The 22,740-nt window shown below is 62.1% G+C and carries 19 protein-coding genes; 8 read left to right on the forward strand and 11 right to left on the reverse strand.

Annotated features, from left to right (window positions below):
* Positions 1-121: 121 nt before the first annotated feature.
* The 7 genes from HX814_RS26575 (at position 122) to HX814_RS26605 (ending at position 7,308) form a co-directional block, all read left to right on the forward strand.
* Positions 122-1,363, forward strand: coding sequence for an SfnB family sulfur acquisition oxidoreductase (locus HX814_RS26575; RefSeq protein WP_008435817.1), 1,242 nt, complete (start codon positions 122-124; stop codon positions 1,361-1,363).
* Between the two features lie 25 nt (positions 1,364-1,388).
* Positions 1,389-2,582 carry an SfnB family sulfur acquisition oxidoreductase gene (locus HX814_RS26580; RefSeq protein ID WP_177009304.1) on the forward strand — a complete coding sequence of 398 codons (1,194 nt, stop codon included), beginning with the start codon at positions 1,389-1,391 and terminating at the stop codon, positions 2,580-2,582.
* Positions 2,582-3,934, forward strand: coding sequence for an LLM class flavin-dependent oxidoreductase (locus HX814_RS26585; protein WP_003211846.1), 1,353 nt, complete (start codon positions 2,582-2,584; stop codon positions 3,932-3,934). Before HX814_RS26580 ends, HX814_RS26585 begins: the two co-directional genes overlap by 1 nt.
* Positions 3,935-4,077: 143 nt before the next feature.
* Positions 4,078-4,893: a MetQ/NlpA family ABC transporter substrate-binding protein gene (locus HX814_RS26590; protein ID WP_003211844.1), complete on the forward strand. Its 816-nt coding sequence runs from the start codon at positions 4,078-4,080 to the stop codon at positions 4,891-4,893.
* Positions 4,890-6,008: a methionine ABC transporter ATP-binding protein gene (locus HX814_RS26595; protein ID WP_003211842.1), complete on the forward strand. Its 1,119-nt coding sequence runs from the start codon at positions 4,890-4,892 to the stop codon at positions 6,006-6,008. The genes HX814_RS26590 and HX814_RS26595 overlap by 4 nt, the downstream gene beginning before the upstream one ends.
* Positions 5,998-6,642 (forward strand): methionine ABC transporter permease, encoded by a 645-nt coding sequence (locus tag HX814_RS26600; protein WP_003211840.1) that lies wholly within the window; start codon positions 5,998-6,000, stop codon positions 6,640-6,642. Before HX814_RS26595 ends, HX814_RS26600 begins: the two co-directional genes overlap by 11 nt.
* 39 nt (positions 6,643-6,681) lie before the next feature.
* A complete protein-coding gene (locus HX814_RS26605; RefSeq protein ID WP_177009305.1) occupies positions 6,682-7,308 on the forward strand; it encodes a bifunctional 2-polyprenyl-6-hydroxyphenol methylase/3-demethylubiquinol 3-O-methyltransferase UbiG in 627 nt (208 codons plus the stop codon).
* A 106-nt stretch (positions 7,309-7,414) separates the two neighbouring features.
* Here the strand turns inward: HX814_RS26605 and HX814_RS26610 are convergent, their stop codons facing one another.
* The 4 genes from HX814_RS26610 to HX814_RS26625 form a co-directional block, all read right to left on the reverse strand.
* The gene (locus HX814_RS26610) at positions 7,415-9,586 is read right to left on the reverse strand and encodes a glycoside hydrolase (RefSeq protein WP_177009306.1); all 2,172 of its coding nucleotides are present in this window, start codon (positions 9,584-9,586) and stop codon (positions 7,415-7,417) included.
* 120 nt (positions 9,587-9,706) lie between these two features.
* Positions 9,707-12,760: an efflux RND transporter permease subunit gene (locus tag HX814_RS26615; RefSeq protein WP_087692737.1), complete on the reverse strand. Its 3,054-nt coding sequence runs from the start codon at positions 12,758-12,760 to the stop codon at positions 9,707-9,709.
* On the reverse strand, positions 12,757-13,827 hold the full coding sequence (locus HX814_RS26620; RefSeq protein WP_003211833.1) for an efflux RND transporter periplasmic adaptor subunit: 1,071 nt from the start codon (positions 13,825-13,827) through the stop codon (positions 12,757-12,759). Before HX814_RS26620 ends, HX814_RS26615 begins: the two co-directional genes overlap by 4 nt.
* A complete protein-coding gene (locus HX814_RS26625; protein WP_177009308.1) occupies positions 13,824-14,927 on the reverse strand; it encodes an efflux RND transporter periplasmic adaptor subunit in 1,104 nt (367 codons plus the stop codon). Before HX814_RS26625 ends, HX814_RS26620 begins: the two co-directional genes overlap by 4 nt.
* 165 nt (positions 14,928-15,092) lie before the next feature.
* On the opposite strand from HX814_RS26625, the gene HX814_RS26630 reads away from it, so the two are divergent.
* Positions 15,093-16,253, forward strand: coding sequence for an AAA family ATPase (locus tag HX814_RS26630; protein ID WP_102606019.1), 1,161 nt, complete (start codon positions 15,093-15,095; stop codon positions 16,251-16,253).
* A gap of 134 nt (positions 16,254-16,387) precedes the next feature.
* Here HX814_RS26630 and HX814_RS26635 read toward each other — a convergent pair whose 3' ends face one another.
* From HX814_RS26635 to HX814_RS26665, 7 genes are all read right to left on the reverse strand, one after another.
* The gene (locus tag HX814_RS26635) at positions 16,388-17,263 is read right to left on the reverse strand and encodes a transporter substrate-binding domain-containing protein (protein ID WP_008435828.1); all 876 of its coding nucleotides are present in this window, start codon (positions 17,261-17,263) and stop codon (positions 16,388-16,390) included.
* Entirely contained in the window at positions 17,260-18,036 is a 777-nt protein-coding gene (locus tag HX814_RS26640; protein WP_003211829.1) for an amino acid ABC transporter ATP-binding protein, read from the reverse strand. Before HX814_RS26640 ends, HX814_RS26635 begins: the two co-directional genes overlap by 4 nt.
* Positions 18,033-18,692: an amino acid ABC transporter permease gene (locus HX814_RS26645; protein ID WP_177009309.1), complete on the reverse strand. Its 660-nt coding sequence runs from the start codon at positions 18,690-18,692 to the stop codon at positions 18,033-18,035. Before HX814_RS26645 ends, HX814_RS26640 begins: the two co-directional genes overlap by 4 nt.
* Positions 18,673-19,338 carry an amino acid ABC transporter permease gene (locus tag HX814_RS26650; RefSeq protein ID WP_003211825.1) on the reverse strand — a complete coding sequence of 222 codons (666 nt, stop codon included), beginning with the start codon at positions 19,336-19,338 and terminating at the stop codon, positions 18,673-18,675. The genes HX814_RS26645 and HX814_RS26650 overlap by 20 nt, the downstream gene beginning before the upstream one ends.
* A 559-nt stretch (positions 19,339-19,897) precedes the next feature.
* Entirely contained in the window at positions 19,898-20,680 is a 783-nt protein-coding gene (locus HX814_RS26655; protein WP_063033612.1) for a MetQ/NlpA family ABC transporter substrate-binding protein, read from the reverse strand.
* 232 nt (positions 20,681-20,912) lie between these two features.
* A complete protein-coding gene (locus tag HX814_RS26660) occupies positions 20,913-21,833 on the reverse strand; it encodes a sigma 54-interacting transcriptional regulator (protein WP_177009310.1) in 921 nt (306 codons plus the stop codon).
* 48 nt (positions 21,834-21,881) lie between these two features.
* On the reverse strand, positions 21,882-22,463 hold the full coding sequence (locus HX814_RS26665) for an alpha/beta hydrolase (protein WP_003211820.1): 582 nt from the start codon (positions 22,461-22,463) through the stop codon (positions 21,882-21,884).
* Positions 22,464-22,740: the final 277 nt, after the last annotated feature.

Genomic DNA, 22,740 nt, shown 5'->3' on the forward strand with positions numbered 1-22,740 from the left:
TGCACCGGACCACCGGACATTCCTGATTTTTTTATCTTTTCAACGGATGTGAGGTAGGTATGGTCAAAATTACCCCGGTGCGTAACGCCAGGGCATTGCGTGCAGCCAAGGAGCGGCGCTGATGTCTAACTTGGCACAAACACCCCCCCAGAGTGATCTGGACGTTGCCCCGCTGTTGTTGCCCGCCAAAGTGCTGCGCAACGACGCCGAGGCCCTGAGCGCCGCCCACGAGCTGGCACAGGCCGCGCGCCTGCAAGCGGCCAGGCGCGATCAGCAACGCAAACTGCCCTGGGCTGAAATCGAACACTTCACCCGCAGCGGCCTGGGCAGTATTTCCATTCCCCGTGAGTACGGCGGCCCGCAGGTGTCCTTCGTGACCCTGGCCGAGGTGTTCGCGATCATCAGCGCGGCCGACCCGGCACTGGGGCAAATCCCGCAGAACCATTTCGGCATCCTGCACGTGCTGCAAGGTGCGGCCAGCGAGCGCCAGAAAAAGCAGCTGTTCCAGAGCGTGCTGGACGGCTGGCGCATCGGCAACGGCGGCCCGGAACGCGGTACCAAAAACACCCTGGACCTCAAGTCACGCATCACAGCCGAAGGTGACGGCTACGTCGTCAGTGGCCAGAAGTTCTACTCCACTGGCGCGCTGTTCGCCCATTGGGTGGCGGTCAAGGCCTTGAACGATGACGGCAAAGTCGTCATGGCGTTCGTGCGCCGTGGCACCGAAGGCCTGCGCATCGTCGATGACTGGTCCGGCTTTGGCCAACGCACCACCGCCAGCGGCACAGTGCTGCTGGATCAAGTGGCGGTGGACGCCGAACTGGTGGTGGAAACCTGGCGACTCGGCGAAACACCGGGCATCCAGGGCGCAGTCTCGCAATTGATCCAGGCGGCCATCGACGCCGGCATCGCCCGTGGCGCGATCGACGACACCATCAGCTTTGTACGCGAACGCTCGCGGCCATGGATCGACGCCAAGGTCGAACGGGCCAGCGATGACCTGTATGTGATCGCCGATATCGGCAAGCTGAAGATCGAACTGCACGCCGCTGAAGCCCTGCTGCGCAAAGCCGGCCAGGTACTGGACCAAGTCAGCGCCGCGCCGATCACCGCGCAGTCCGCCGCACGCGCCTCGATTGCCGTAGCCGAAGCCAAGGTGCTGACCACCGAGATTTCCCTGCTCGCCAGCGAAAAGCTGTTCGAGCTGGCCGGCAGCCGCGCGACCCTCGCCGAATTCAACCTCGACCGCCACTGGCGCAACGCCCGGGTGCACACCCTGCACGACCCGGTCCGCTGGAAGTACCACGCGGTGGGCGCTTACCACCTCAACGGCACTTTGCCTGCCCGACATTCCTGGATTTAACCGACCAGACCTCTGGAGAATACGCATGACCCTTTCTCATCACGTCGCGGTTATTACCAGCGATGAACAAGCCCTCATTGTCGCCAGCGACCTGGCCGAAGACTTCCGCCGCGACAGCGCCTTGCGTGACCGTGAACGCCGCCTGCCCTTGCCTGAGCTGGACGTGTTTTCCCGCTCCGGCCTGTGGGGCATCAGCGTACCCAAGGAGTTCGGCGGTGCCGGCGTTTCCAACGTCACCCTGGCCAAGGTCACGGCACTGATTGCCCAGGCGGATGCGTCCCTGGGGCAGATCCCGCAAAACCATTTTTATGCCCTCGAAGTGCTGCGGGTGAACGGCAGCCCGGCGCAGCAAAAACGCCTGTACGCCGAAGTGCTCGCCGGCCAGCGCTTCGGCAATGCGCTGGCAGAACTGGGCACCAAGACCGCCCACGACCGCATCACCAAGATCACCCGCGACGGTGACGGTTTCCGTATCACCGGCCGCAAGTTCTACTCGACCGGCGCGATCTACGCCCAACGTATTCCCACGTCCGTGGTGGACGAAAACGGTGTGCAGCAACTGGCCTTTGTCACCCGTGACAGCGAGGGCCTGAGCGTGATCGACGACTGGAGCGGCTTCGGCCAGCGCACCACCGGCAGCGGTTCGGTGGTGTTCGATAACGTGTGGGTCGCGGCCCAGGACGTGATCCCGTTCCAGAGTGCCTTCGAACGCCCGACCACTGTCGGCCCGCTGGCGCAGATCCTTCACGCCGCCATCGACACCGGTATCGCCCGCGCTGCCTATGAGGATGCGCTGCACTTCGTGCGCACCAAGACCCGGCCGTGGATCGACGCCACCAGCGACAAGGCCACCGAAGATCCGCTGACCCTGAAAAGCTTCGGCCACTTGAGCATCCGCCTGCACGCCACCGAAGCCCTGCTGGAACGCTCAGGCGAATTCCTCGACCGCGCCCAGGCCGACAGCACTGCCGACACCGTCGCGGCCGCATCCATCGCGGTCGCCGAAGTGCGCGCCCTCAGCACCGAGATTTCCCTGGCGGCCGGCAGTACCCTGTTCGAACTTGCCGGAAGCCAGGCGACCCTCGCCGAACACGGCCTGGACCGCCACTGGCGCAACGCCCGGGTACACACCCTGCACGACCCGGTGCGCTGGAAGTACTTTGCTGTGGGCAATTACTACCTCAACGATGAAAACCCGCCACTGCGGGGGACTATCTGATGGCGAAGAAAAAGATCCTGCTCAATGCCTTCAACATGAACTGCATCGGGCACATCAACCACGGCCTGTGGACCCATCCACGGGACAACTCGACCCAGTACAAAACCATCGAGTACTGGACCGAACTGGCGCAATTGCTGGAACGCGGACTGTTCGACGGGCTGTTCATCGCCGACATCGTCGGCGTGTATGACGTCTACCAGAACTCGGTGGACGTGCCGCTCAAGGAAGCGATCCAGCTGCCGGTCAACGACCCGTTGCTGCTGGTCTCGGCCATGGCGGCGGTGACCAAAAACCTTGGCTTCGGCCTGACCGCCAACCTCACCTACGAACCGCCGTATCTGTTCGCCCGGCGCATGTCGACCCTCGACCACCTGAGCCGTGGCCGGGTGGGCTGGAACATCGTCACCGGCTACCTCGACAGCGCCGCCAAGGCCATGGGCCTGACCGAGCAGGTCGAGCACGACCGGCGCTACGACCAGGCCGACGAATACCTGGAGGTGCTCTACAAACTCTGGGAAGGCAGCTGGGAAAACGACGCGGTGATCAACGATCCGCAGGCGCGGGTGTATGCCCAGCCGGAGAAGGTGCACAAGGTCGAGCACAAGGGCGAGTTCTATCAGGTGGAGGGTTATCACCTGTGCGAGCCGTCGCCGCAACGCACGCCGGTGCTGTTCCAGGCGGGCAGCTCCGACCGTGGGCTGCTGTTTGCCGGGCGCCACGCCGAGTGCGTATTCATCAGCGGGCAGAACAAGGCCTCGACCAAGATCCAGGTGGACAAGGTGCGCGCCAGCGCCGTGGAAGCCGGGCGCAACCCGGACGATATCAAGGTGTTCATGGGCCTGAACGTGATTGTCGGCGCCACCGAAGAAGCCGCATGGGCCAAGCACGCCGAGTACCTGAGCTACGCCAGTGCGGAAGCCGGCGTGGCGCATTTCTCGGCCTCTACGGCGATTGATTTTTCACAGTACGAAATCGACGAACCGATCCAGTACGTGAAGAGCAACGCCATCCAGTCCGCGACCAAGAACCTGCAGAACAATGACTGGACCCGGCGCAAGTTGCTTGAGCAGCACGCCCTGGGCGGGCGCTACATCACCCTGGTGGGTTCGCCGGCACAGGTGGCGGATGAACTTGAATCATGGATCAGCGAAACCGGCCTGGATGGCTTCAACCTGACGCGCATCGTCACCCCGGAAAGCTACGTCGACTTTATCGAACTGGTGGTGCCGGAGCTGCAGCGCCGGGGCTCGTACAAGACCGCGTATGAGACCGGGACGTTGCGGGAGAAAGTCTTCCACCACTCGGCGCACCTGCCTGAACAACACACCGGCTCCACCTACCGCCACTGAACCAAAATGTGGGAGCGGGCTTGCTCGCGAAAGCGCTGTATCAGTCGCCGGATGCATTCACTGACACACCGCTTTCGCGAGCAAGCCCGCTCCCACAGTTGACCGAGTTGTTTGCACTCACACCTTATGACTGGAAATCCACTATGAAAAAAACATTGCTCAGCCACCCAGTCAAAGCACTGGCGCTCGCCCTCGGATTGTTCAGCTCGGCGGTATTCGCCGCTGACGCACCGTTGAAAGTCGGCACCACCGCCGCCTTCGCCATTCCACTGGAGGCCGCCGTCGAAGAGGCCGGCAAACAGGGTTTGAAAGTCGAACTGGTGGAATTCACCGACTGGATCGCACCCAACGTCAGCCTGGCAGCCGGCGATATCGACGTGAACTACTTCCAGCACATCCCGTTTTTGGAAAACGCCAAGGCCGCTGCAGGCTTTGACCTGGTGCCGTACGCGCCGGGCATCATCAACAACGTCGGGCTGTATTCGAAGAAGTACAAGAGCATCAACGACCTGCCCCAGGGCGCCAGCGTGGCGATTGCCAACGACCCGATCAACAGTGGTCGCGGCCTGCAACTGCTGGCCAAGGCCGGCTTGATCACGCTCAAGCCGGGCGTGGGCTACAAGGCCACTGAAGAAGACATCGTCACCAACCCGAAGAAGATCAAGATCCTGCAAGTGGAGGCGGTGCAACTGGTGCGCGCTTATGACGACGCCGACCTGGTGCAGGGCTACCCGGCGTATATCCGCCTGTCCAAGACCTTCGATGCCGAGTCGGCGCTGCTGTTCGACGGCCTCGACCACCCGGAATACGTGATCCAGTTCGTGGTCCAGCCCAAGAGCAAAACCGACCCGCGGGTGATCAAGTTCGTCGACATCTACCAGCACTCGCCGGTGGTGCGCGCCGCGTTGGATAAATCCCTTGGCAAGCTCTACCAAGTCGGCTGGGAAGATAAAAAATGACCGCCGCCCACTCTCAACTGCGCGACCTGGGCCTGCCGCCCAGGGACGCCGAGCAGACAGAACTGCACCCGGACCTGAACCGCGCGCACGTGCGCTTTATCAACCTGGGCAAGACCTATGACGGCCAATCCGTGCCCGCCCTGCAAGGCATCGACCTGGCGATCCAGCGCGGCGAAGTCTTCGGCATCATCGGCCGCAGCGGCGCCGGCAAGTCGTCGCTGATCCGCACCATCAACCGCCTGGAACAACCGAGCAGCGGCCGGGTGTTGATTGACCAGGTGGACATCGGCGACTTCGACGAAGACCGCCTGGTCGCCCTGCGCCGACGCATCGGCATGATCTTCCAGCACTTCAACCTGATGTCGGCCAAGACCGTGTGGCAGAACGTCGAACTGCCGTTGAAAGTCGCAGGCGTGCCCAAGGAGCAGCGCGAGAAGAAGGTGCGTGAACTGCTGGAATTGGTCGGCTTGCAGGATAAGCACAAGGCTTACCCGGCCCAGCTGTCCGGCGGGCAGAAACAGCGGGTGGGCATCGCCCGCTCACTGGTGCATGACCCACAGATTCTGTTGTGCGACGAAGCCACTTCAGCGCTCGACCCTGAGACCACGCAATCCATCCTCGGTCTGCTGCGGGAGATCAACAAACGCCTGGGCTTGACCATCGTGCTGATCACCCACGAAATGGCCGTGATTCGCGAAATCTGCGACCGCGTGGTGGTGCTGGAACACGGCCATGTGGTCGAGCAAGGTCCGGTGTGGGAAGTGTTCGGCAACCCGCAGCATGAGGTCAGTAAAACCCTGCTGGCGCCGCTGCAACATGGCCTGCCTGAAGAGTTGCAAAGCCGCCTGCAGGCCAATCCGACCTCAAAGGACGCCGCCGTGGTGCTGCGCTTGCAACTGACTGGCAGTGCCGAAGACGAACCCGATCTTGCTGCGTTGTTCAGCGCCCTCGGCGGGCGCGTGCGCTTGCTGCAAGGCGGTGTGGAACGCATCCAGGGCCACGCCTTGGGGCAATTGCTGCTGGCGGTGAGCGGCTCGTCCCTGACCGCCGAAGAACTGCGCAGCCGCGCCGGGCGCTGGGCACAACAGGTGGAGGTGCTGGGCTATGTGGTTTGATCGTTTATTGCAGGGCGCCATCGACACGCTGTTGATGGTCGGAGTGTCGTCGTTGATTGCATTGCTGGTGGGGATTCCGCTGGCGGTGTTCCTGGTGACCAGCGACAAGGGCGGCATCTATCAGGCGCCTGCCTTGAATCGGGTGCTGGGGGCGTTCGTTAACCTGTTCCGCTCGATCCCGTTTTTGATTTTGATGGTGGCGCTGATTCCGTTCACCCGGTTGATCGTCGGCACCACCTATGGCGTGTGGGCAGCGGTGGTGCCGTTGACCATCGCGGCCACGCCGTTCTTTGCGCGGATCGCCGAAGTCAGCTTGCGCGAAGTCGACCACGGCTTGATCGAGGCGGCGCAGGCCATGGGTTGCCGGCGCTGGCATATCGTCTGGCATGTGCTGCTGCCGGAGGCGCTGCCGGGGATTGTCGGCGGGTTCACGATTACCCTGGTGACGATGATCAACTCCTCGGCCATGGCCGGGGCAATTGGCGCCGGTGGGCTGGGGGATATTGCCTATCGCTATGGCTATCAGCGTTTTGACACGCAGATCATGCTCACCGTGATTGTGCTGCTGGTGATCCTGGTAGCCGTGATTCAGTTGGGCGGCGATCGGTTGGCCAGGGTTCTGAACAAGAGGTGAGGTATAGTCGGGCCATCTCAGCGCCCGGTATAACCTGCCATGAAACTCGCCCCCGACGACCTCCACCAGATCACCTCCACCACCCTTGGCCACTACAACAAAGTGGCCGAGGATTTTCGTGAAGGCACCCGCGATCACGATGTGAGCCAGAACATTGATGCGTTGCTGCGGCATATCCAGGGCGACGCACCGTTTACCGTGCTGGACTTCGGCTGCGGGCCGGGGCGGGATTTGCAGACGTTTACCCGCATGGGCCACATCGCGGTGGGGCTCGATGGTTCGGAGCGCTTTGCACAGATGGCCCGGGAAGACAGCGGCTGTGAAGTGCTGCAACAGGACTTCCTGAAGCTGGATTTGCCGGCCGGCCGTTTCGACGGGATCTTCGCCAATGCGGTGCTGTTTCATATTCCCAAGCAGGAACTGCCGCGCATTCTTGGGCAGTTGCATGGGGCGTTGAAGGTCGGTGGAGTGTTGTTCAGCTCAAACCCTCGAGGTGAAAACCAGGAGGGCTGGAATGGGCCGCGGTATGGCTCGTATCACGACTTGCAGGCGTGGCAGGAATTGCTGACGGCTGCGGGGTTTGTGGAGCTGGAGCATTACTACCGGCCAGCGGGATTGCCTCGGGAACAACAGCCGTGGCTGGCAAGTGTGTGGCGCAAGCTGTAGGTCTTTGTTGTTTGGGCTTACGCCTTCGCGAGCAAGCCCGCTCCCACATTTTGGAATGCATTCCCCTGTGGGAGCGGGCTTGCTCGCGAAGGACTCACAGCCGCCACTAATCCAGCTGATACACCACAGCCTGGACGCCAGGCACAACAGCCGTAATACGCCCCTCAGCAAAATTCGCCACCAACCGCGTCCCATCGGCAAAGGTGGTCTGCTGCACCTGCTTATCTTCCGTCAGCCAACGAAAATCCGTCATCGCCTGAGTCGCCAACCGCTCATGCAGCGGCCGAAAGAACGCGTCCTGGCGCTGAATCACGGGCAAGCGCTGCTTCACCGTCGCCGCACTCAGGTGATACAGCGGCGGCACGTTGTAGAGCAGTTGCGTCAGCTCGTTCTCGGCCCGCACGTTGCTCAGTTTCAGGCTGTCGAACAGCCAATGGTGGGTGGTGATCACCGAGCCATGGAACACCGCCTGATACAGCGGCAGGCGCATCGTCGGGTCAAAGTAGACCGTGCGAAACGGATCTTTCAACGGCACCGACTTGAAGAACACCGCCGGCTGTTCCGGCGGGTACCAAGCCCCGACGTAATACGGCGACTGCTTGTCCTTGGTCATCTCCCGATCACCCCAGCCCAGCACCGGCGTTTGCATGCCGTGGGCAAACAGGATGCCTCGGGCGGTGATCGCGTTGCCGTCCTCGGAACCTGCCGGCAACTTCAGCGCCGTATTGATCCAGCGGGCCGCATCGATATTGCCTTCGGCATTTTGTGCCTGGGTCATGCTCGCACCCGTGCGATAGCTGTCGAACAACATGCTGGTGGCATAGGCGTCGAGGAACCAGGCGTTGAACCCGGACTTGGCCTGCACCGCCTTGATCCGCGCCTCCAGCAACGGCCGCACGCAGCGCGGGTCGGTGTAGTGGCCGGACTTCTGGAAGCCTGTCTTGAGCTGGCCGCCCTTCAACACGATCGCGCACTCGCCATAGGCCTTGCTGCCCAGGTGCGCGGTGGTCCAGTCGGGATTTTCAGTGGCCGACAGTGCCGTTTCATAAGAGTCGTAGGGCGCCATCAGGTAACCGGCGTCGACCCCGGTCTTCACCGCCTCAGGATGCCAGAGCCCGCCTTCCCAGCCTTCGCCCTGGGTCACCAGCAGGCGCTTGAGACCGGCGCCTTTCAGCGCGTTGGTGACGGACAAGGTGTTGCCCCAAGTCTCAGGCGTGGCGCTCAAGGCACCGGCAAAAGCCACGGCCAACTCGCGACGCAGCGCACCATAGCCATCAGCGAGTTGGGTCATATTCGGCTCGGTGGAGGGCTGCCAGCTTTGCCGGGCCTTTGTGTTGATCGCCGCGTTCAGGCCGCGCAGCAGGACAGCCTGCTCATACGGTTGCTTGACCTGCCGAACCTGCGCAGCCTCTTTGTCCAGCAAGCCATTCAATTCAGCCGCCAAGCCTTTGCCGCTGCGTAGCAGCTTGAGCAGTTGCGGCCAGTCGCGCACATCCCCCGGAGCCAGCAGATCATTGCCCCACAGGTAGATATGGCTGGCGCCCAGCAGCTTTTCCGCTTCCGGGGTTTGCCGCAACTTGTCCGCCAACGGTTCAAACAGCCCCTGCTCCACCAGCCACTGGTGATAACGCTTGGCGCCGGCCAGCGGGTCGCTTTCGCCCAGGTGCAACAGAACGGTCATCGGTGCCGCGGGGTCCAGCGTGGTGAATTCATGGAAGGCGGACAACGCCAGTCCTTTGCCGTCGGCCTGCCAGTGCAGACGGTTGTTGTAAGGATTGGTCATCAGCCAGTTGAGGGTAAACGCGCCGTGATCCACGCCCCACAGCGGCAAGCTGAGGTCCTGGGTGGTGTTGACGTCGCCCTGTTCCAGCAGGAAGTCCTGCCACACACCATTGCCCGCCGGCACGTAATGCCCTTCGGCCAGGGGCCAGATCAGGCCCTTGCCCATGGCGCTGGCGGGTTGGCGCAGGATCGCCAACTCACCGGCATCACGGGCGGTAATCGTCAGGGCAAGATCCCGTTGCTCGAGGGTGGCGCTCAGGCGATAGGCGCCATCGTCCCATTGCCAACTGGCCTGACGGGTGCTTTGGGAGAGCTGGTTGACCCTGTGCGCAGGGCCTCCGCTTGAAGCCTGCACGGCGGTCTTGTCGCTGGGGAAAACGTGGATCGCAAGGGTCGCCGGGTCGATCTCAACCCGCCACAGGGCGTTCTCCAGCACCGTGCCGGCAAGGGCCACGGGCGACAGTAACAAGCTACAAACCAGCAGGAAACAACGCATGGGGCAGGCCTTGGCAAAGGATCAGGCCCGGAGGGTAAAACAATTGATCGGGTGCGAAGGGCAAAAAAATGTTTCAGGGAACATTCCCACGTCCGTGTAGGAATGTCACCGCTGTGGCTGTCAGGCTTGTTCTTTCTTCGGCTCGCGAATCTTGTACCAGGCCACATACAGCGCCGGCAGGAACAGCAGCGTGAGCAAGGTGGCGATGATGATCCCGCCGATCATCGCGTAGGCCATCGGGCCCCAGAACACTTCACGGGCGATAGGGATCATGCCCAGGCTGGCCGCTGCTGCGGTCAGCAGGATCGGCCGGCGCCGGTGTTCGGTGGCTTCCACCACCGCGTCCCACGGCGTGTAGCCGTCGCGCTCGTAGGCGTCGATCTGCGTCACCAGGATCACCGAGTTACGGATGATGATGCCGATCAGCGCAAGGATCCCGAGAATCGCCACAAAGCCCATGGGCGTGCCCGTGGGAATCAGCGCCAACACCACGCCAATCAGCCCCAGCGGCGCCACGCTGGCCACCAGGAACATCTTCTGCACGCTGTGCAGCTGGATCATCAGGAAGGTCGCCATCAGGAACAGCATCAACGGCACTACCTTGGCAATCGGGCCCTGGGCCTTGCCGCTTTCTTCCACGGTGCCGCCGGTGGCGACTTTGTAGCCCACCGGCAACCCAGCACTGAACTTGTCGATGTCCGGCTTGAGCTGTTTCACCAGGTCGGTCGGCTGCATGTCGTCGCGCACCGCCGCCTTGATGGTGATGGTCGGCTTGCGGTCGCGACGCCACACCAACGGCTGTTCCAGCTCATAACGCACGGTGGCGAACGCCAGCAGCGGAATCGAGGTGCCGTTGGGCGTGACGATCTGCAGGTTCTGCAAGGTTTCCGGCGTACCGCGTTCGGCATCTTCGGCGCGGCCGACCACGTTGATCAGGTAGATATCGTCATGCACCTGGGTCACCGACGCACCGCTGACCACGCTGTTCATCAACTGCGCCACGTCTTCCGACGACAGCCCCAGTTGCCGCGCCTTGTCCTGGGCGATGTCCACCCGCAGGACTTTGCCCGGCTCGTTCCAGTCGTAGATGATCTCGCCCATGTGGGTGTTTTTATCGAGCATGGTCGCCAGCTCGATCGCGTGTTTGCGCACCTGGTCGATGTCCTTGCCAGACACCCGGTACTGGATCGGACGCCCCACCGGCGGGCCCATTTCCAGTGGCTGCACGAAGCTGCCCACGCCGACAAAATCTTCCCGCAGGCGTTTTTGCAGGCGCGCAATCAAGGCGCCGCGCTCTTCCAGGCCCTTGCTGACAATCACCAGTTGCGCGTAGTACGGGTTCTCCAGTTGCTGGTCCAGCGGCAGGTAGAAACGGATCGCGCCCTGGCCGATATAGGTGCTCCAGCGGGCGATGTCCGGGTCGTCCTTGATGATCGCCTCAAGACGGTCGACGGCCTTGCGGGTCTCGTTGATCGAGGCGTTTTGCGGCAGGTTGAGGTCGACGAGAATTTCCGGACGGTCCGAGGACGGGAAAAACTGGTTCTGCACAAACTGCATGGAAAACACCGACGCTACAAACAGCAGCACCGTGATGCCAATGGCCCACCAGCGGTTACGCATCGCCCACAGCATACCGCCATTGAACGCCCGGCCCACCCGGCCGGGCTCGGCATTGTGGGGTTTTACCTTGCTGCTGAGGATGTGCACGCCCAGCACCGGCGCGAACAATACCGCGACCACCCACGACACCAGCATCGCCACGGCAATCACCGCGAACAGCGTGAAGGTGTACTCCCCCGCCGAACTGGCGTTGAGGCCAATCGGCACAAACCCGGCGACGGTCACCAGCGTGCCGGTCAACATCGGGAACGCGGTGGAGGTGTAGGCGAACGTCGCCGCCTGCTCCTTGGTCTCGCCTTTTTCCAGGCGCGTGATCATCATCTCCACGGTGATCATCGCGTCGTCCACCAACAGGCCGAGGGCAATGATCAAGGCGCCCAGCGACACCCGCTGCATGGTAATGCCGCTGTATTCCATGAACACGAACACCAGCGCCAGCACCAATGGAATCGAGCACGCCACCACCAACCCGGCACGCACGCCGAGGCTGATAAAGCTCACCACCAGCACGATGATCACCGCCTCAAACAATGCGCTGGTGAAGCCGCCGACGGCCTCTTCCACCACTTCGGCCTGGTCGGAAACCTTGTGCACGCCCACACCCACCGGCAGGTCGGCGGTCAGGTCGTCCATGCGTTTGTGCAGGGCCTTGCCGAAGTCCTGGATGTTGCCGCCCTTCTGCATGGCGATGGCCAAGCCGATGGCGGGCTTGCCGTTGAAGCGGAACATCGGCGTCGACGGGTCGACATAGCCACGGGTGATTTCCGCCACGTCGGCCAGCCGATAGAAACGGTCATTGAGCCGCAGGTTGACGTTGGCCAGGTCCTTCTCCGAGGCGAACTGCCCGGAAGTGCGCACCGAAATCCGCTCCGGCCCGGCCTCGATCACCCCAGCCGGGGTCACGGCGTTCTGCGATTGCAGGCTCTGCACCACCTGGCGCTGATCGATCCCCAGCGCTGCGAGTTTGCGGGTGGAGAAATTCAGGTAAATCACTTCGTCCTGCTGGCCGATCATCTCGACCTTGCCCAGCCCCGGTACCGAACGAATTTCGGCGCGCACCTGCTCCACGTAATCGCGCAGCTGGCGCATCGACAGGCCGTCGGCGGTAAACGCGTACACCGAGCCGAACACATCCCCGAACTCGTCGTTGAACGCCGGCCCCTGCAAGCCTTGGGGGAAGCTGCCGCGAATATCGTCGATCTTCTTGCGGACCTGGTACCAGATCTGCGGGATGTCCTTGGCGCTGGTGGTGTCCCGCAGGAACACGAACACCGTGGACTCGCCGGGCCGGGTGTAGCTCTTCACGTAGTCGAGGGAGTCCAGCTCTTCGAGTTTTTTCTCGATGCGGTCGGTGACCTGCTTCAGGGTCTCTTCCTGGGTCGCACCCGGCCAGCGGGTCTGGATCACCATGGTCTTGATGGTGAACGACGGGTCTTCCTCGCGACCGAGGTTCATGTACGAGAACACGCCCATCAGCAGCGCGACGAACATCAGGTACCAGACGAAGGACTGATGCTTGAGGGCCCAGTCGGATAAGTTGAAGCTCCCTTTCATCGCGGGCTGTCCTCGTCGATTTTAACTTTTTGCCCGGGCTTCAGGCTGTTCACGCCGGCACTCACCACCCGCTCGCCGGGTTTGACGCCGGCGTTGAGCAAGGCGCTGTCGGCGTCACGGCTGACGATGCTGACGTCACGGGGCTGTACGGTCTGGCTTTGGGTGTCGATGACCCAGATGCGGGTCTTGCCGTCGGCTTCCTGCAAGGCGCTGAGGGGCAATTCGATACGCGGCGCGATGGCTGAACTCAGGGTCACGCTGATGGCGGTGCCAAGGCGGAACGCGGGCGGTGTTTCCGCCAGGGTCAGGCGGGCGCGACGGGTGCGCGTGGCGCTTTGGGCCTGGGGTTCGATCTCGCGCACGGTGGCGGTGGTGCTGACCGTGGGGTCCATCTGCCCGGCGACCAGGAACACCACATCCGGCGGCAGGCGCTCGGCGAGGCCGGCGGGCAAGTCGATGACGGCTTCCTTGATGTCCGGTCGTGCCAGGGTCACCACTTGCTGCCCGGCGCTGACCACCTGGCCGGCCTCGGCATTCCAGGCGGTGACGATGCCTGCATGGTCGGTGCGCAGTTCGGCGTAGTTGAGCTGGTCCTTGGCCTGGTTGACCGAGGCCCTGGCCTGATCCAGGGAAGCCTGGGTGGTTTTCAGGTCGGTCTGGGCGATGTCCAGCTGGGCCTGGGCGCCGACGCCACGGTTGAACAATTCCTGCTGGCGACGCGCATTGGCCTGGGCGTTGATCCACTGTGCCTGGACCCGGGCCAGGTCGCCCTGGGCGGCGCGCAACTGGTTCTGTTGATCGGTGGGGTCGAGCACGGCGAGCAACGCGCCCTGCTGCACTTCAGCGCCCACGTCGACCGCGCGCCGGGCGATACGGCCTGGCACACGGAAACCGAGATTGCTTTCGTAGCGGGCCTGGATCGTGCCGGCGAAGCGGCCGAGGTTTTCCTGGTCCTCGGCTTTCACTTCAATCGACAGCACCGGGCGCACCGGTTCCGGTGCCGGTTCTTCCTTGGAACACGCCATCAACAGCAGGCTGGCGGCGAGCACACACGTCAACTGCTTCATGGCTGCACTCCCTGGGCCTGGGCCTGATCCGGCGGCTGGGCGATTTCCACGATCATGCCGGGATGCAGCAATTGCCCGCCGGCCACCACGACTTTTTCGCCGCCCTTGAGGCCGTCGCTGATGATCACCTTGCCGGTCAGGTAACGCGCGACCGTGACCTTGTGCAGTTGCGCCTTGCCGTCACCGTCAATCAGCCAGACAGCCGGCGCACTGATGTCTTTGGTCAAGGCAGCCCACGGCAATTCGATGCTGGCCTTGGCCGGCCCGTTGGCGGTGGCGCTGACCACCGAGCCCAGTTGCATGCCCTTGGGCAGCGCGTCGAGGGCGATTTTGACTTGCACCGTGCCGGTATTGGCGGCAACGGCCGGGGTGACTTCGCGCACCTTGCCCACGGCGGTGATCTGCGGGTTTTCCAGCAGGCTGACGGTAATCGGTTTGTCCGGCGGCGGCTCCACCAGCAGCGATTCATAGACGTTGAACACCGCGTCGCGCTCGCCATCCCGGGCCAGGCTGAAAATCGGCACGGTGGCCTGCACCACCTGGCCCACCTCGGCCTGGCGGGCGGTGATGATGCCCGGCGCGTCGGCGACCAGCGAGGTGTAGCCCAACTGCTCGCGGGCATTGGCCAACTGCGCCTGGGCGGCGGTCAGCGCGCTCTGGCTGCTGCGCAACGCGGCCTGGGCAGAGTCGTATTCGCTGCGGCTGGTGTAGCCCTTGGGCAAGAGTTTTTCCTGGCGCACAAACGCGGCGGCGGTCTGTTTGACCCGCGCCTGCTCGGCGACCACCTGGGCCTGGGCGGAGTCGACATTGGTCTGCAAATCTTTCGGATCGAGCTTGGCCAGCACCTGCTTGGCGCTGACGCGGTCGCCGACATCCACCATGCGCTGGATAATCTTGCCGCCGACGCGGAACGACAGATCGGTCTGCACCCGGGCCTGGATATCGCCGGTCAAGGTCACGGCAGCGGCAAAGTCGGTGGACTTCACCGTCTGCACAAACACCCGGGAATGTTCCTTGGGTTCGGCTTTTTCCTGGCCGCAACCGCTCAGCAGCGCCAGCAGGCCAAGGCCGAGGATAAATGTGAGTTTGTGACCGCCCATGCAGGCTCCTTGCTTGATTGACGCGTCGGTGATTATGCGACTGTTAGCGTAGTTCAGGGTTCCGCGTCGTAGGCATTGACTTACAGGAAATCAGGACGCTCGCGACACATCTCCGCCAGCCGACGCAGGTAATATGCGGATCCACATAATCGCGAACATCCTCTCATGCTCAAAACCCTCGCGGTGGCCAATTACCGCTCGATCAACAAATTGGTGGTGCCGCTGGATCGGTTGAACCTGATTACCGGCCCCAATGGCAGCGGCAAGTCCAACCTGTACCGCGCCCTGCGGCTACTGGCGGAGACGGCCCAGGGCGGCGTGATCAACGCACTGGCCCGTGAAGGCGGGCTGGATTCGACCTTCTGGGCCGGGCCGGAAAGCATCAGTCGGCGCATGCTCAGTGGTGAAGTGGCGGTGGAGCCCATCGTGCGCCAGGGCGCCAAGCGGCTGCGCCTGGGGTTTGCCGCAGAGGATTTCAGCTATGCGATTTCCCTGGGGTTGCCCGAGAAGACCTTGTCCTATTTTTCCCTGGACCCGGAGATCAAGAAAGAATGCATCTGGGCCGGGCATGTATTTCGCCCGGCGAGCCTGCTGGTGCAGCGCTCCGGCCCGATGGTACGTGCCCGCGATGGCCGAGCCTGGGATGTACTGGCCCAGCACACGCCGAACTACCACAGCCTGTTCGATCAGGTCGGCAGCCTGCGGGGTTCGCCGGAGGTGTTGCTGCTGCGCGAAAGCATTCGCGGCTGGCGCTTTTATGACCACTTTCGCAGCGACGTCGACGCCCCGGTGCGCCAGCCGCAACTGGGCACGCGTACGCCGGTGCTGCATCACGATGGTCGCGATTTGGCAGCGGCGTTGCAGACCATCCGCGAGATCGGCGACCCGGACGCCTTGCAGCGGGCGATCAGCGATGCGTTTCCCGGCGCGCGGTTGAATATCGAGCCATTGCAGGGCGGCCGTTTTGCCATCGAGTTTTATCAGGAAGGGTTGCTGCGGCCGTTATCGGCGGCGGAGCTGTCGGACGGGACCTTGCGCTACTTGCTGCTGGTGGCGGCGCTGCTGACGCCGAGACCACCGACGATGATGGTATTGAACGAACCGGAAACCAGCTTGCACCCGGATCTTTTGCCGGCGTTGGCGCGGCTGATCATTCAGGTGTCGCAGCAGTGTCAGGTGTGGGTGGTGTCCCATGCCAGCCGCTTGATTGCGGCGTTGCAGCAGGATGAAGGGTGTAATTCGATCGTGCTGGAGAAGGTGATGGGGCAGACGCAGGTGGTGGGGCAGCGGGTGCTGGATGAGCCGGCGTGGCATTGGCCCAGTTAGGCGGTGCCTGTGAGGGCCTCTTCGCGAGCAAGCCCGCTCCCACATTTGTCCGCATTCCAAAGGTGGAACTCGGTCGAATGTGGGAGCGGGCTTGCTCGCGAAGACGGTAGATCAGTCACCCAACAGCTAACTGATCAACCCTGCCACTTCCCGCCTTCAACAATCACACTCTCAGGCTTGGTGTCATCGCTCAGTTCCTTGCGAACATACTGGTCATACAGCTTGAGCAAATACTTCTCTTCGCCCAACTTCGCCAGCTCGGCATTCACCCAATCCCGCAATTCGATGTTGCCCTTCTTCACCGCCGGCGCAATCGGCGCTTCATCCCCCAGTTTCTGCTCCAGCACACGGTAGCCCGGGTTCTGCTTGGCCCAGCTGAACAACACCAGGTTGTCCTGGGCATAGGCATCACCACGGCCCGCCGACAACGCTTGCAGCGACTCGGAATTTTTCTCGAACTTCAGCAGTTTCCAGTCCGGGTGGTTCTTGGTCAGCCAGATATCCGCGGTGGTGCCGGTGGTGACGATGGTGGTGCGGGTCGCCAGGTCGTCCAGGCTCTTCACCGAGCTGTCCTGCGGCACCAGGGCCTGCACCGCGACTTTCAGGTTCGGGTTGGTGAAGTCCACCGCTTCCTTGCGCTCCGGCGTCACCGTCATGTTGGCGAGGATCAGGTCGACCTTGTCGCTTTGCAGGAACGGAATGCGGCTCGCCGGCTCTACGGCGACGAATTCAACCTTGTTCTCGTCCCCCAGCAGGTCCTTGGCGAAACGGCGGCCGATGTCGGTATCGAAGCCGACATAGCGGCCGGACTCATCCACGAAACCAAACGGCGGCTTGTCGGTGAATACGCCGACGATCAGCTTGTCCCGCGCCTTGATCTTGTCGATGTAGCTCACCGCAGCGGGTGCCGGGGTGGCAGCGGCAGCCGTCTTGGCGGGTTCTTCGGACTTATTGCAGCCGGCCAGCAAAGCGAGGCCGAACAGGGGGAATAACAACTTGGCAGTTTTCATGACAGCTCCAGTTCCTTGGTTCTTTTGGGCAGTGTTGAAACGAAGGAGAACTTCTCCAGGAACTGCTGCGCGCGTGCGGTTTGCGGGTTCGTAAAGAATGCCTCGGGGGTGTTTTGTTCGAGGATGCGGCCGGCCTCCATGAACACCACGCGGTCGGCGACGGCGCGGGCGAAGGCCATTTCATGGGTGACGATCAGCAGGGTCATGCCGTCCCGGGCCAGGCCCTGGATCACTTCCAGTACTTCCTTGACCATCTCCGGGTCGAGGGCGGCGGTGACTTCGTCAAACAGCATGACCTGCGGGTTCATGCACAACGAGCGGACGATGGCGATGCGTTGCTGCTGGCCGCCCGACAGCTGGCGCGGGTAGGCGTCGCGTTTGTCGGAGAGGCCCACCCGTTCCAGCAGTTTTTCAGCCTGGGCCCGGGCTTCGCGGGGTTCGCGTTTTTGCACTTTCAGCGGGCCGAGCAGGAGGTTGTCGAGCACGCTCATGTGCGGGAACAGGTGATAACTCTGGAACACCATGCCCACGTCCTGGCGCACCTGGCGCCAGTCGGTGGCCTTGTCCAGCAGCTCCTTGCCCGCAAAACGCAGGCTACCGCTGTGGGCCACTTCCAGGCCATTGAGGCACCGCAGCAAGGTGCTTTTGCCGCAACCGCTGGGGCCGAGGATCACCACCACTTCGCCGCTTTGCACACTCAGGTCGATGCCGTCGAGCACCTGCTGGTCGCCGAAAAACTTGTTGAAACCCTGGAACTCGATCAATGCGCTCATGCTTGGGCCCAGCGCCGTTCCAGCACCTTGGAGGCGGCCGACAACGGGTAGCAGATAAAGAAGAAAAACAGGAACAGCGCGCCGTAGATCAACACCGACTCGTAGGTGCGCTCGATGATTTGCTGGCCGACCTTGATCACGTCCACCACACCGATCAGCACCGCCAGGGAGCTGGTCTTGATGATGCGGGTGTAGACGTTGATGGTCGGCGGGGTCATGCGTTTCAGGGCCTGGGGCAACAGCACGTAGCCGTACAGTTGCGGGTCCGACAGGCCAATCGACAGGCCGGCTTCACGCTGGCCACGGGGCAACGAATGCAACGCACCGCGCACCACTTCGCCGACTTCACCGGCACCCCACAGCGACAACACCAGCACGGCGCACCAGAAGCTCGGAATGCTCAGGCCAAAGAAAATCGGCAGGCCGAAGAACAGCAAGTACAACCACACCAACACCGGAATGGCGCGGAACAGCTCCAGGTAAATCCGCAGCACCAGGTTGATCGCTCTCGAATTCAACGTGCGCAGTACGCCATACACCACGCCGCCGACGGTGCTGAAGGCGATGCTCAAGAACGAGATCGACAGGGTTTGCGCCGCGCCCTTGCCCAGTTGCGGCAAGGACACCCAGAGTAATTCAAGACCCGAACTGGCCATGCTGGAGCCTCCTTTCAAGGCGGCTGAGCAGCAGCGACAGCGGCAGGAATAACAGCACGCAGATCAACGTGAGCACCGCGAGCATTTCGTAGGTTTTGTAGTAGAGGGCGATATAGCTTTTGGTGGTGTAGAGAATCTCCGGCACCGCCACCGCCGACACGATCGTGGTTTCCTTGAGCAGGAAAATAAAGTTCGCAAACAGCGCCGGCAGGCTGAGGATCCCGGCCTGGGGCAGGATCACATGGCGCAGCAGTTGCCAGTGGGACAGCCCGATGGACTTGCCCGATTCGATCTGTGCCAGCGGTACCGCCTCGACACCGGCGCGCAACACTTCCGTGAGGTAGGCGCCGCCGAGAAAGGTCATGGTGATGATTGCCGCCCAGAACCCGGAGATATTCAGCCCCAGGGCCGGCAACGCGAAATAGACGAAAAACAGTTGGATCAGCAGCGGTGTGTTGCGCGCCAACTCCACGTACAGCGCCACCAGGCGCCACACGTAGGGGGTGCGAAACACCAGCAGCGCGGCGTTGATCAAGGCCACCAGCATGGAGGTGCCAATGGCGATCAGGCCGACTTGCAGGGTAACGCCCACGGCCTTGAGAAACGCCGGCAGCGTGCTGAGGATAAATGCGTAATCGAAGGTCATCTGAAATCCCTGACGCCGCAGGGGTAAAGCGGCGTTGGTGCGGTCCGGTCCAGCGTGGGTAACGCCGGGTAGCGCCGACTTTAAAGGTATAAAAAGCAAAATTTAAATACCGAAATAGCATATTGATATCACCCAAATAGATAACCTGCGGATTCGCGGTGCAGATGGATGACAGCTACTGTTCCCGGGGAAGTAGGACGGGTCTTTTTATCGGAGCTGCACTTCAGGGATAGGCAGCGCGTGGCCAGACTGACGGCCAATCAACAGCGAGGGAGTGAACGATGAACGAGGCAAAACCGATTGATCCGCAGGAACTGGTGAAGTGGCTGGTGGCACTGCGCAGGGCCATTAACAGTCGAAATATCTGAGCTGACACAGTCCCAAATGTGGGAGCGGGCTTGCTCGCGAATGCGGTGTATCAGTCAGCAGATGTGTTGGCTGACCCACCGCATTCGCGAGCAAGCCCGCTCCCACATTTCGATTGTGTTCCAGCCATAAAAAACGCCGACGCTGTAGAAGCCGTCGGCGTTTAAACCTTGAAGGAGGTTTTTGGGTTCGATCAGAACGCCGGCACGACCGCGCCGTTGTATTTCTTCTCGATGAAAGCTTTCACTTCAGGGCTGGTCAGGGCTTTGGCCAGCTTCTGGATCGCGTCGCTGTCCTTGTTGTCCGGGCGGGCAACCAGGAAGTTCACGTACGGCGACTTGGCGTCTTCGATGATCAACGCGTCCTTGGCCGGGTTCAGGCCGGCTTCCAGGGCGTAGTTGGTGTTGATCAGGTCCAGGTCAACCTGGTCCAGGACGCGTGGCAGCAGCGCCGATTCCAGCTCTTTGAATTTCAGGTTTTTCGGGTTGCTGGCGATGTCTTTCGGCGTGGCCAGGGCGTTGGTCGGGTCTTTCAGAGTGATCACGCCAGCCTTTTGCAGCAGCAGCAGGGCACGGCCGGAGTTGCTGCCTTCGTTCGGGATCGCCACGGTGGCGCCATCTTTGAGCTCAGAGATGTTTTTGATTTTTTTCGAGTAGCCGCCGAAGGGTTCAACGTGCACACCGACCACGGTGACCAGGTTGGTGCCTTTACCCTTGTTGAAGTTTTCCAGGTACGGCAGGGTCTGGAAGTAGTTGGCGTCCAGACGCTTCTCGGCCACCTGTACGTTCGGTTGTACGTAGTCGGTGAAGACTTTGATTTCCAGGTCCACGCCTTCTTTGGCCAGGGTCGGCTTGACCAGCTCAAGGATCTCGGCGTGCGGGATCGGGGTAGCGGCTACCACCAGTTTCTCGTTGGCCTGGGCGAAGCTTGCAGTCAGGGCAGCCGCCAGTGCGGTAAACAACAGAACCTTTTTCATGCAGTGTCCTTATCGAAAATCCGGGTCGTCTGGGACGGCCGCTTTTTTAGTGGATGCCAGCGAAGTGCTATCGCGGCGTGGAGCGGACAATACCGAGGTTTTTTATTCCAGAACAATACTTTTTATTCACTTTGATATTCCATTTTGTTCATGCAGGAGCCCGGCTTACCGGCGATGGCGGTCTTGAGCCTTGCGATGCTCCTGAGGACGCCATCGCCGGCAAGCAGGGCCCCTACAAAACAGCGTGTTCTTTCAGATAGCTTTTCAGGGCTTCAACCTCGGCGGCGCTGGCGTGGCCAAGAATTCGCCGCACCTGCTCCACAGGCGAACCCGCCACGGGCAGGTTCAAATGCTCAGGCAGAATCTCGTCGCCACTGCTGACCAGCAAGGCAAAGTGAATCACGTTCTCCAACTCCCGGGTGTTGCCCGGCCAGCTGTGATGCTCCAGCACGCGCTGGGCTTCGTCGCTGATCAGCGGCACCGGCAGGTCGAGGCGCTGGCTGTAGATGCCGAGGAAATATTCGGCCAGTGACAGGATGTCGCCCACCCGCTCGCGCAGTGCGGGCAGCTCCAGTTGGCCTTCGCTGAGGTAATGGAACAGGCGCTCATGGAACTTGCCGGCCGCCACGGCCTGGGCGAGGTCGATGCTGGTGGCCGCCACCAGCCGCACATCCACCGGGCTTGGCTGATGGGCGCCGACGCGAGTGACTTCGTGGTTTTCCAGCGCCGCCAGCAGCTTGATCTGGATTGGCAGCGGCAAGTCGCCGATTTCATCCAGGTACAACGTGCCGCCGTTGGCTGAGCCAAACCAGCCGGCGCGGCTGCTGGCTGCGCCGCTGTGGCTGCCTGCGGCGTAGCCGAACAGTTCGGCGTCGGCGTATGTCGGGCTGATGGCGCCGCAATTCACCGAGACAAACAGGCCGGTGCGGTCGCTGCCACGGTGGATATGCCGGGCGAGCAACTCCTTGCCGCTGCCGGTTTCGCCGCGGATCAACACGGGCAAGGCGCGGGGAGCGAGGTTTTCGAGGTCTTCGCGCAGCTTCCGCGAACGCGGGTCGACAAACACCAGCGCCTTGGCACGAATGCTCAGGGGGCTTTTTTCGGCGTCGGGGAAGGTCAGCAGGGGCTGACCGAAGGTTTCATGCAGGCTCATGGCAGGCTCCCGCCCCATCCACGAAGGGGAAGGGGCGTTTAAAAAATTTTATGCACGGCGCCGGGAGTGATGTTCCAGGCGATTTTGCAGGCGATAGAGGTAGGCGAAACCCTGTTCCCAGCGTTGATGGCCGGACTTCACGTTGATGTGCCCGGCGCCCGCGAGAATTCCCGCTTCGGCGCCCCAGTTACGTGCCAGTTCCAAGGCGCGGGTGGCGCTGACGGCGCTGTCGTTGTCGGAGCTGACGACCTGGCTTGGGAAGGGCAACAGGTGGCTGGGGATTGGCGCAAAGTTACGCAGGGCGGGTGCGCAGGCAGGGCGTTCGACATCGGCCGGGGCCACCAGCAGGGCGCCGCGTACCTGACGCAGGAACTGCACCGGTGCGGTGGCCGCCCAATGGGCGACGGTGATGCAGCCCAGGCTGTGGGCGATCAGAATCACCGGGGTGCTGTCGGCGGCGATGGCTTCGGCCAGGGCGGCCACCCAGTCTTCGCGGCGTGGGGTGAGCCAGTCGGCCTGCTCCACACGAGCGCTGTTGGGCAGGCTGTTCTGCCAATGACTTTGCCAATGATCTTCTGGCGATCCTTGCCAGCCCGGCACGATCAGATAACGAATCGACTCGCTGTGCATGGGTGTGCCCTCCTGCAGCGTTTAACGTTGTGGGTCAGTATAGGCACGGGGTATATATTCGTTAAGGAATAAGAAGCTATTTATTAATAACCAAAATCGAGTGTTAAAAGCCAAATCAAAAACCAGAGCGAAAGCAGAGCTGCTTTTCTGTGGGAGCTGGCTTGCCTGCGATGCAGACAACTCGGTACATCAGACACACCGAGGAGATGCCATCGCAGGCAAGCCAGCTCCCACATTTGAACCGTGCCCGCTTCAGCTTTTGATTTTGCTCTTCAAC

The sequence above is a fragment of the Pseudomonas sp. C8002 genome, assembly GCF_013385765.1.
Taxonomy (GTDB): Bacteria; Pseudomonadota; Gammaproteobacteria; order Pseudomonadales; family Pseudomonadaceae; genus Aquipseudomonas.

Excerpts from the sequence above, each read along its gene's own strand:
- HX814_RS26575 (WP_008435817.1), top strand. The coding sequence starts at position 122 with ATGTCTAACTTGGCACAAACACCCCCCCAGAGTGATCTGGACGTTGCC.
- HX814_RS26580 (WP_177009304.1), top strand. The coding sequence starts at position 1,389 with ATGACCCTTTCTCATCACGTCGCGGTTATTACCAGCGATGAACAAGCC.
- HX814_RS26585 (WP_003211846.1), top strand. The coding sequence starts at position 2,582 with ATGGCGAAGAAAAAGATCCTGCTCAATGCCTTCAACATGAACTGCATC.
- HX814_RS26590 (WP_003211844.1), top strand. The coding sequence starts at position 4,078 with ATGAAAAAAACATTGCTCAGCCACCCAGTCAAAGCACTGGCGCTCGCC.
- HX814_RS26595 (WP_003211842.1), top strand. The coding sequence starts at position 4,890 with ATGACCGCCGCCCACTCTCAACTGCGCGACCTGGGCCTGCCGCCCAGG.
- HX814_RS26600 (WP_003211840.1), top strand. The coding sequence starts at position 5,998 with ATGTGGTTTGATCGTTTATTGCAGGGCGCCATCGACACGCTGTTGATG.
- HX814_RS26605 (WP_177009305.1), top strand. The coding sequence starts at position 6,682 with ATGAAACTCGCCCCCGACGACCTCCACCAGATCACCTCCACCACCCTT.
- HX814_RS26610 (WP_177009306.1), bottom strand. The coding sequence starts at position 9,586 with ATGCGTTGTTTCCTGCTGGTTTGTAGCTTGTTACTGTCGCCCGTGGCC.
- HX814_RS26615 (WP_087692737.1), bottom strand. The coding sequence starts at position 12,760 with ATGAAAGGGAGCTTCAACTTATCCGACTGGGCCCTCAAGCATCAGTCC.
- HX814_RS26620 (WP_003211833.1), bottom strand. The coding sequence starts at position 13,827 with ATGAAGCAGTTGACGTGTGTGCTCGCCGCCAGCCTGCTGTTGATGGCG.
- HX814_RS26625 (WP_177009308.1), bottom strand. The coding sequence starts at position 14,927 with ATGGGCGGTCACAAACTCACATTTATCCTCGGCCTTGGCCTGCTGGCG.
- HX814_RS26630 (WP_102606019.1), top strand. The coding sequence starts at position 15,093 with ATGCTCAAAACCCTCGCGGTGGCCAATTACCGCTCGATCAACAAATTG.
- HX814_RS26635 (WP_008435828.1), bottom strand. The coding sequence starts at position 17,263 with ATGAAAACTGCCAAGTTGTTATTCCCCCTGTTCGGCCTCGCTTTGCTG.
- HX814_RS26640 (WP_003211829.1), bottom strand. The coding sequence starts at position 18,036 with ATGAGCGCATTGATCGAGTTCCAGGGTTTCAACAAGTTTTTCGGCGAC.
- HX814_RS26645 (WP_177009309.1), bottom strand. The coding sequence starts at position 18,692 with ATGGCCAGTTCGGGTCTTGAATTACTCTGGGTGTCCTTGCCGCAACTG.
- HX814_RS26650 (WP_003211825.1), bottom strand. The coding sequence starts at position 19,338 with ATGACCTTCGATTACGCATTTATCCTCAGCACGCTGCCGGCGTTTCTC.
- HX814_RS26655 (WP_063033612.1), bottom strand. The coding sequence starts at position 20,680 with ATGAAAAAGGTTCTGTTGTTTACCGCACTGGCGGCTGCCCTGACTGCA.
- HX814_RS26660 (WP_177009310.1), bottom strand. The coding sequence starts at position 21,833 with ATGAGCCTGCATGAAACCTTCGGTCAGCCCCTGCTGACCTTCCCCGAC.
- HX814_RS26665 (WP_003211820.1), bottom strand. The coding sequence starts at position 22,463 with ATGCACAGCGAGTCGATTCGTTATCTGATCGTGCCGGGCTGGCAAGGA.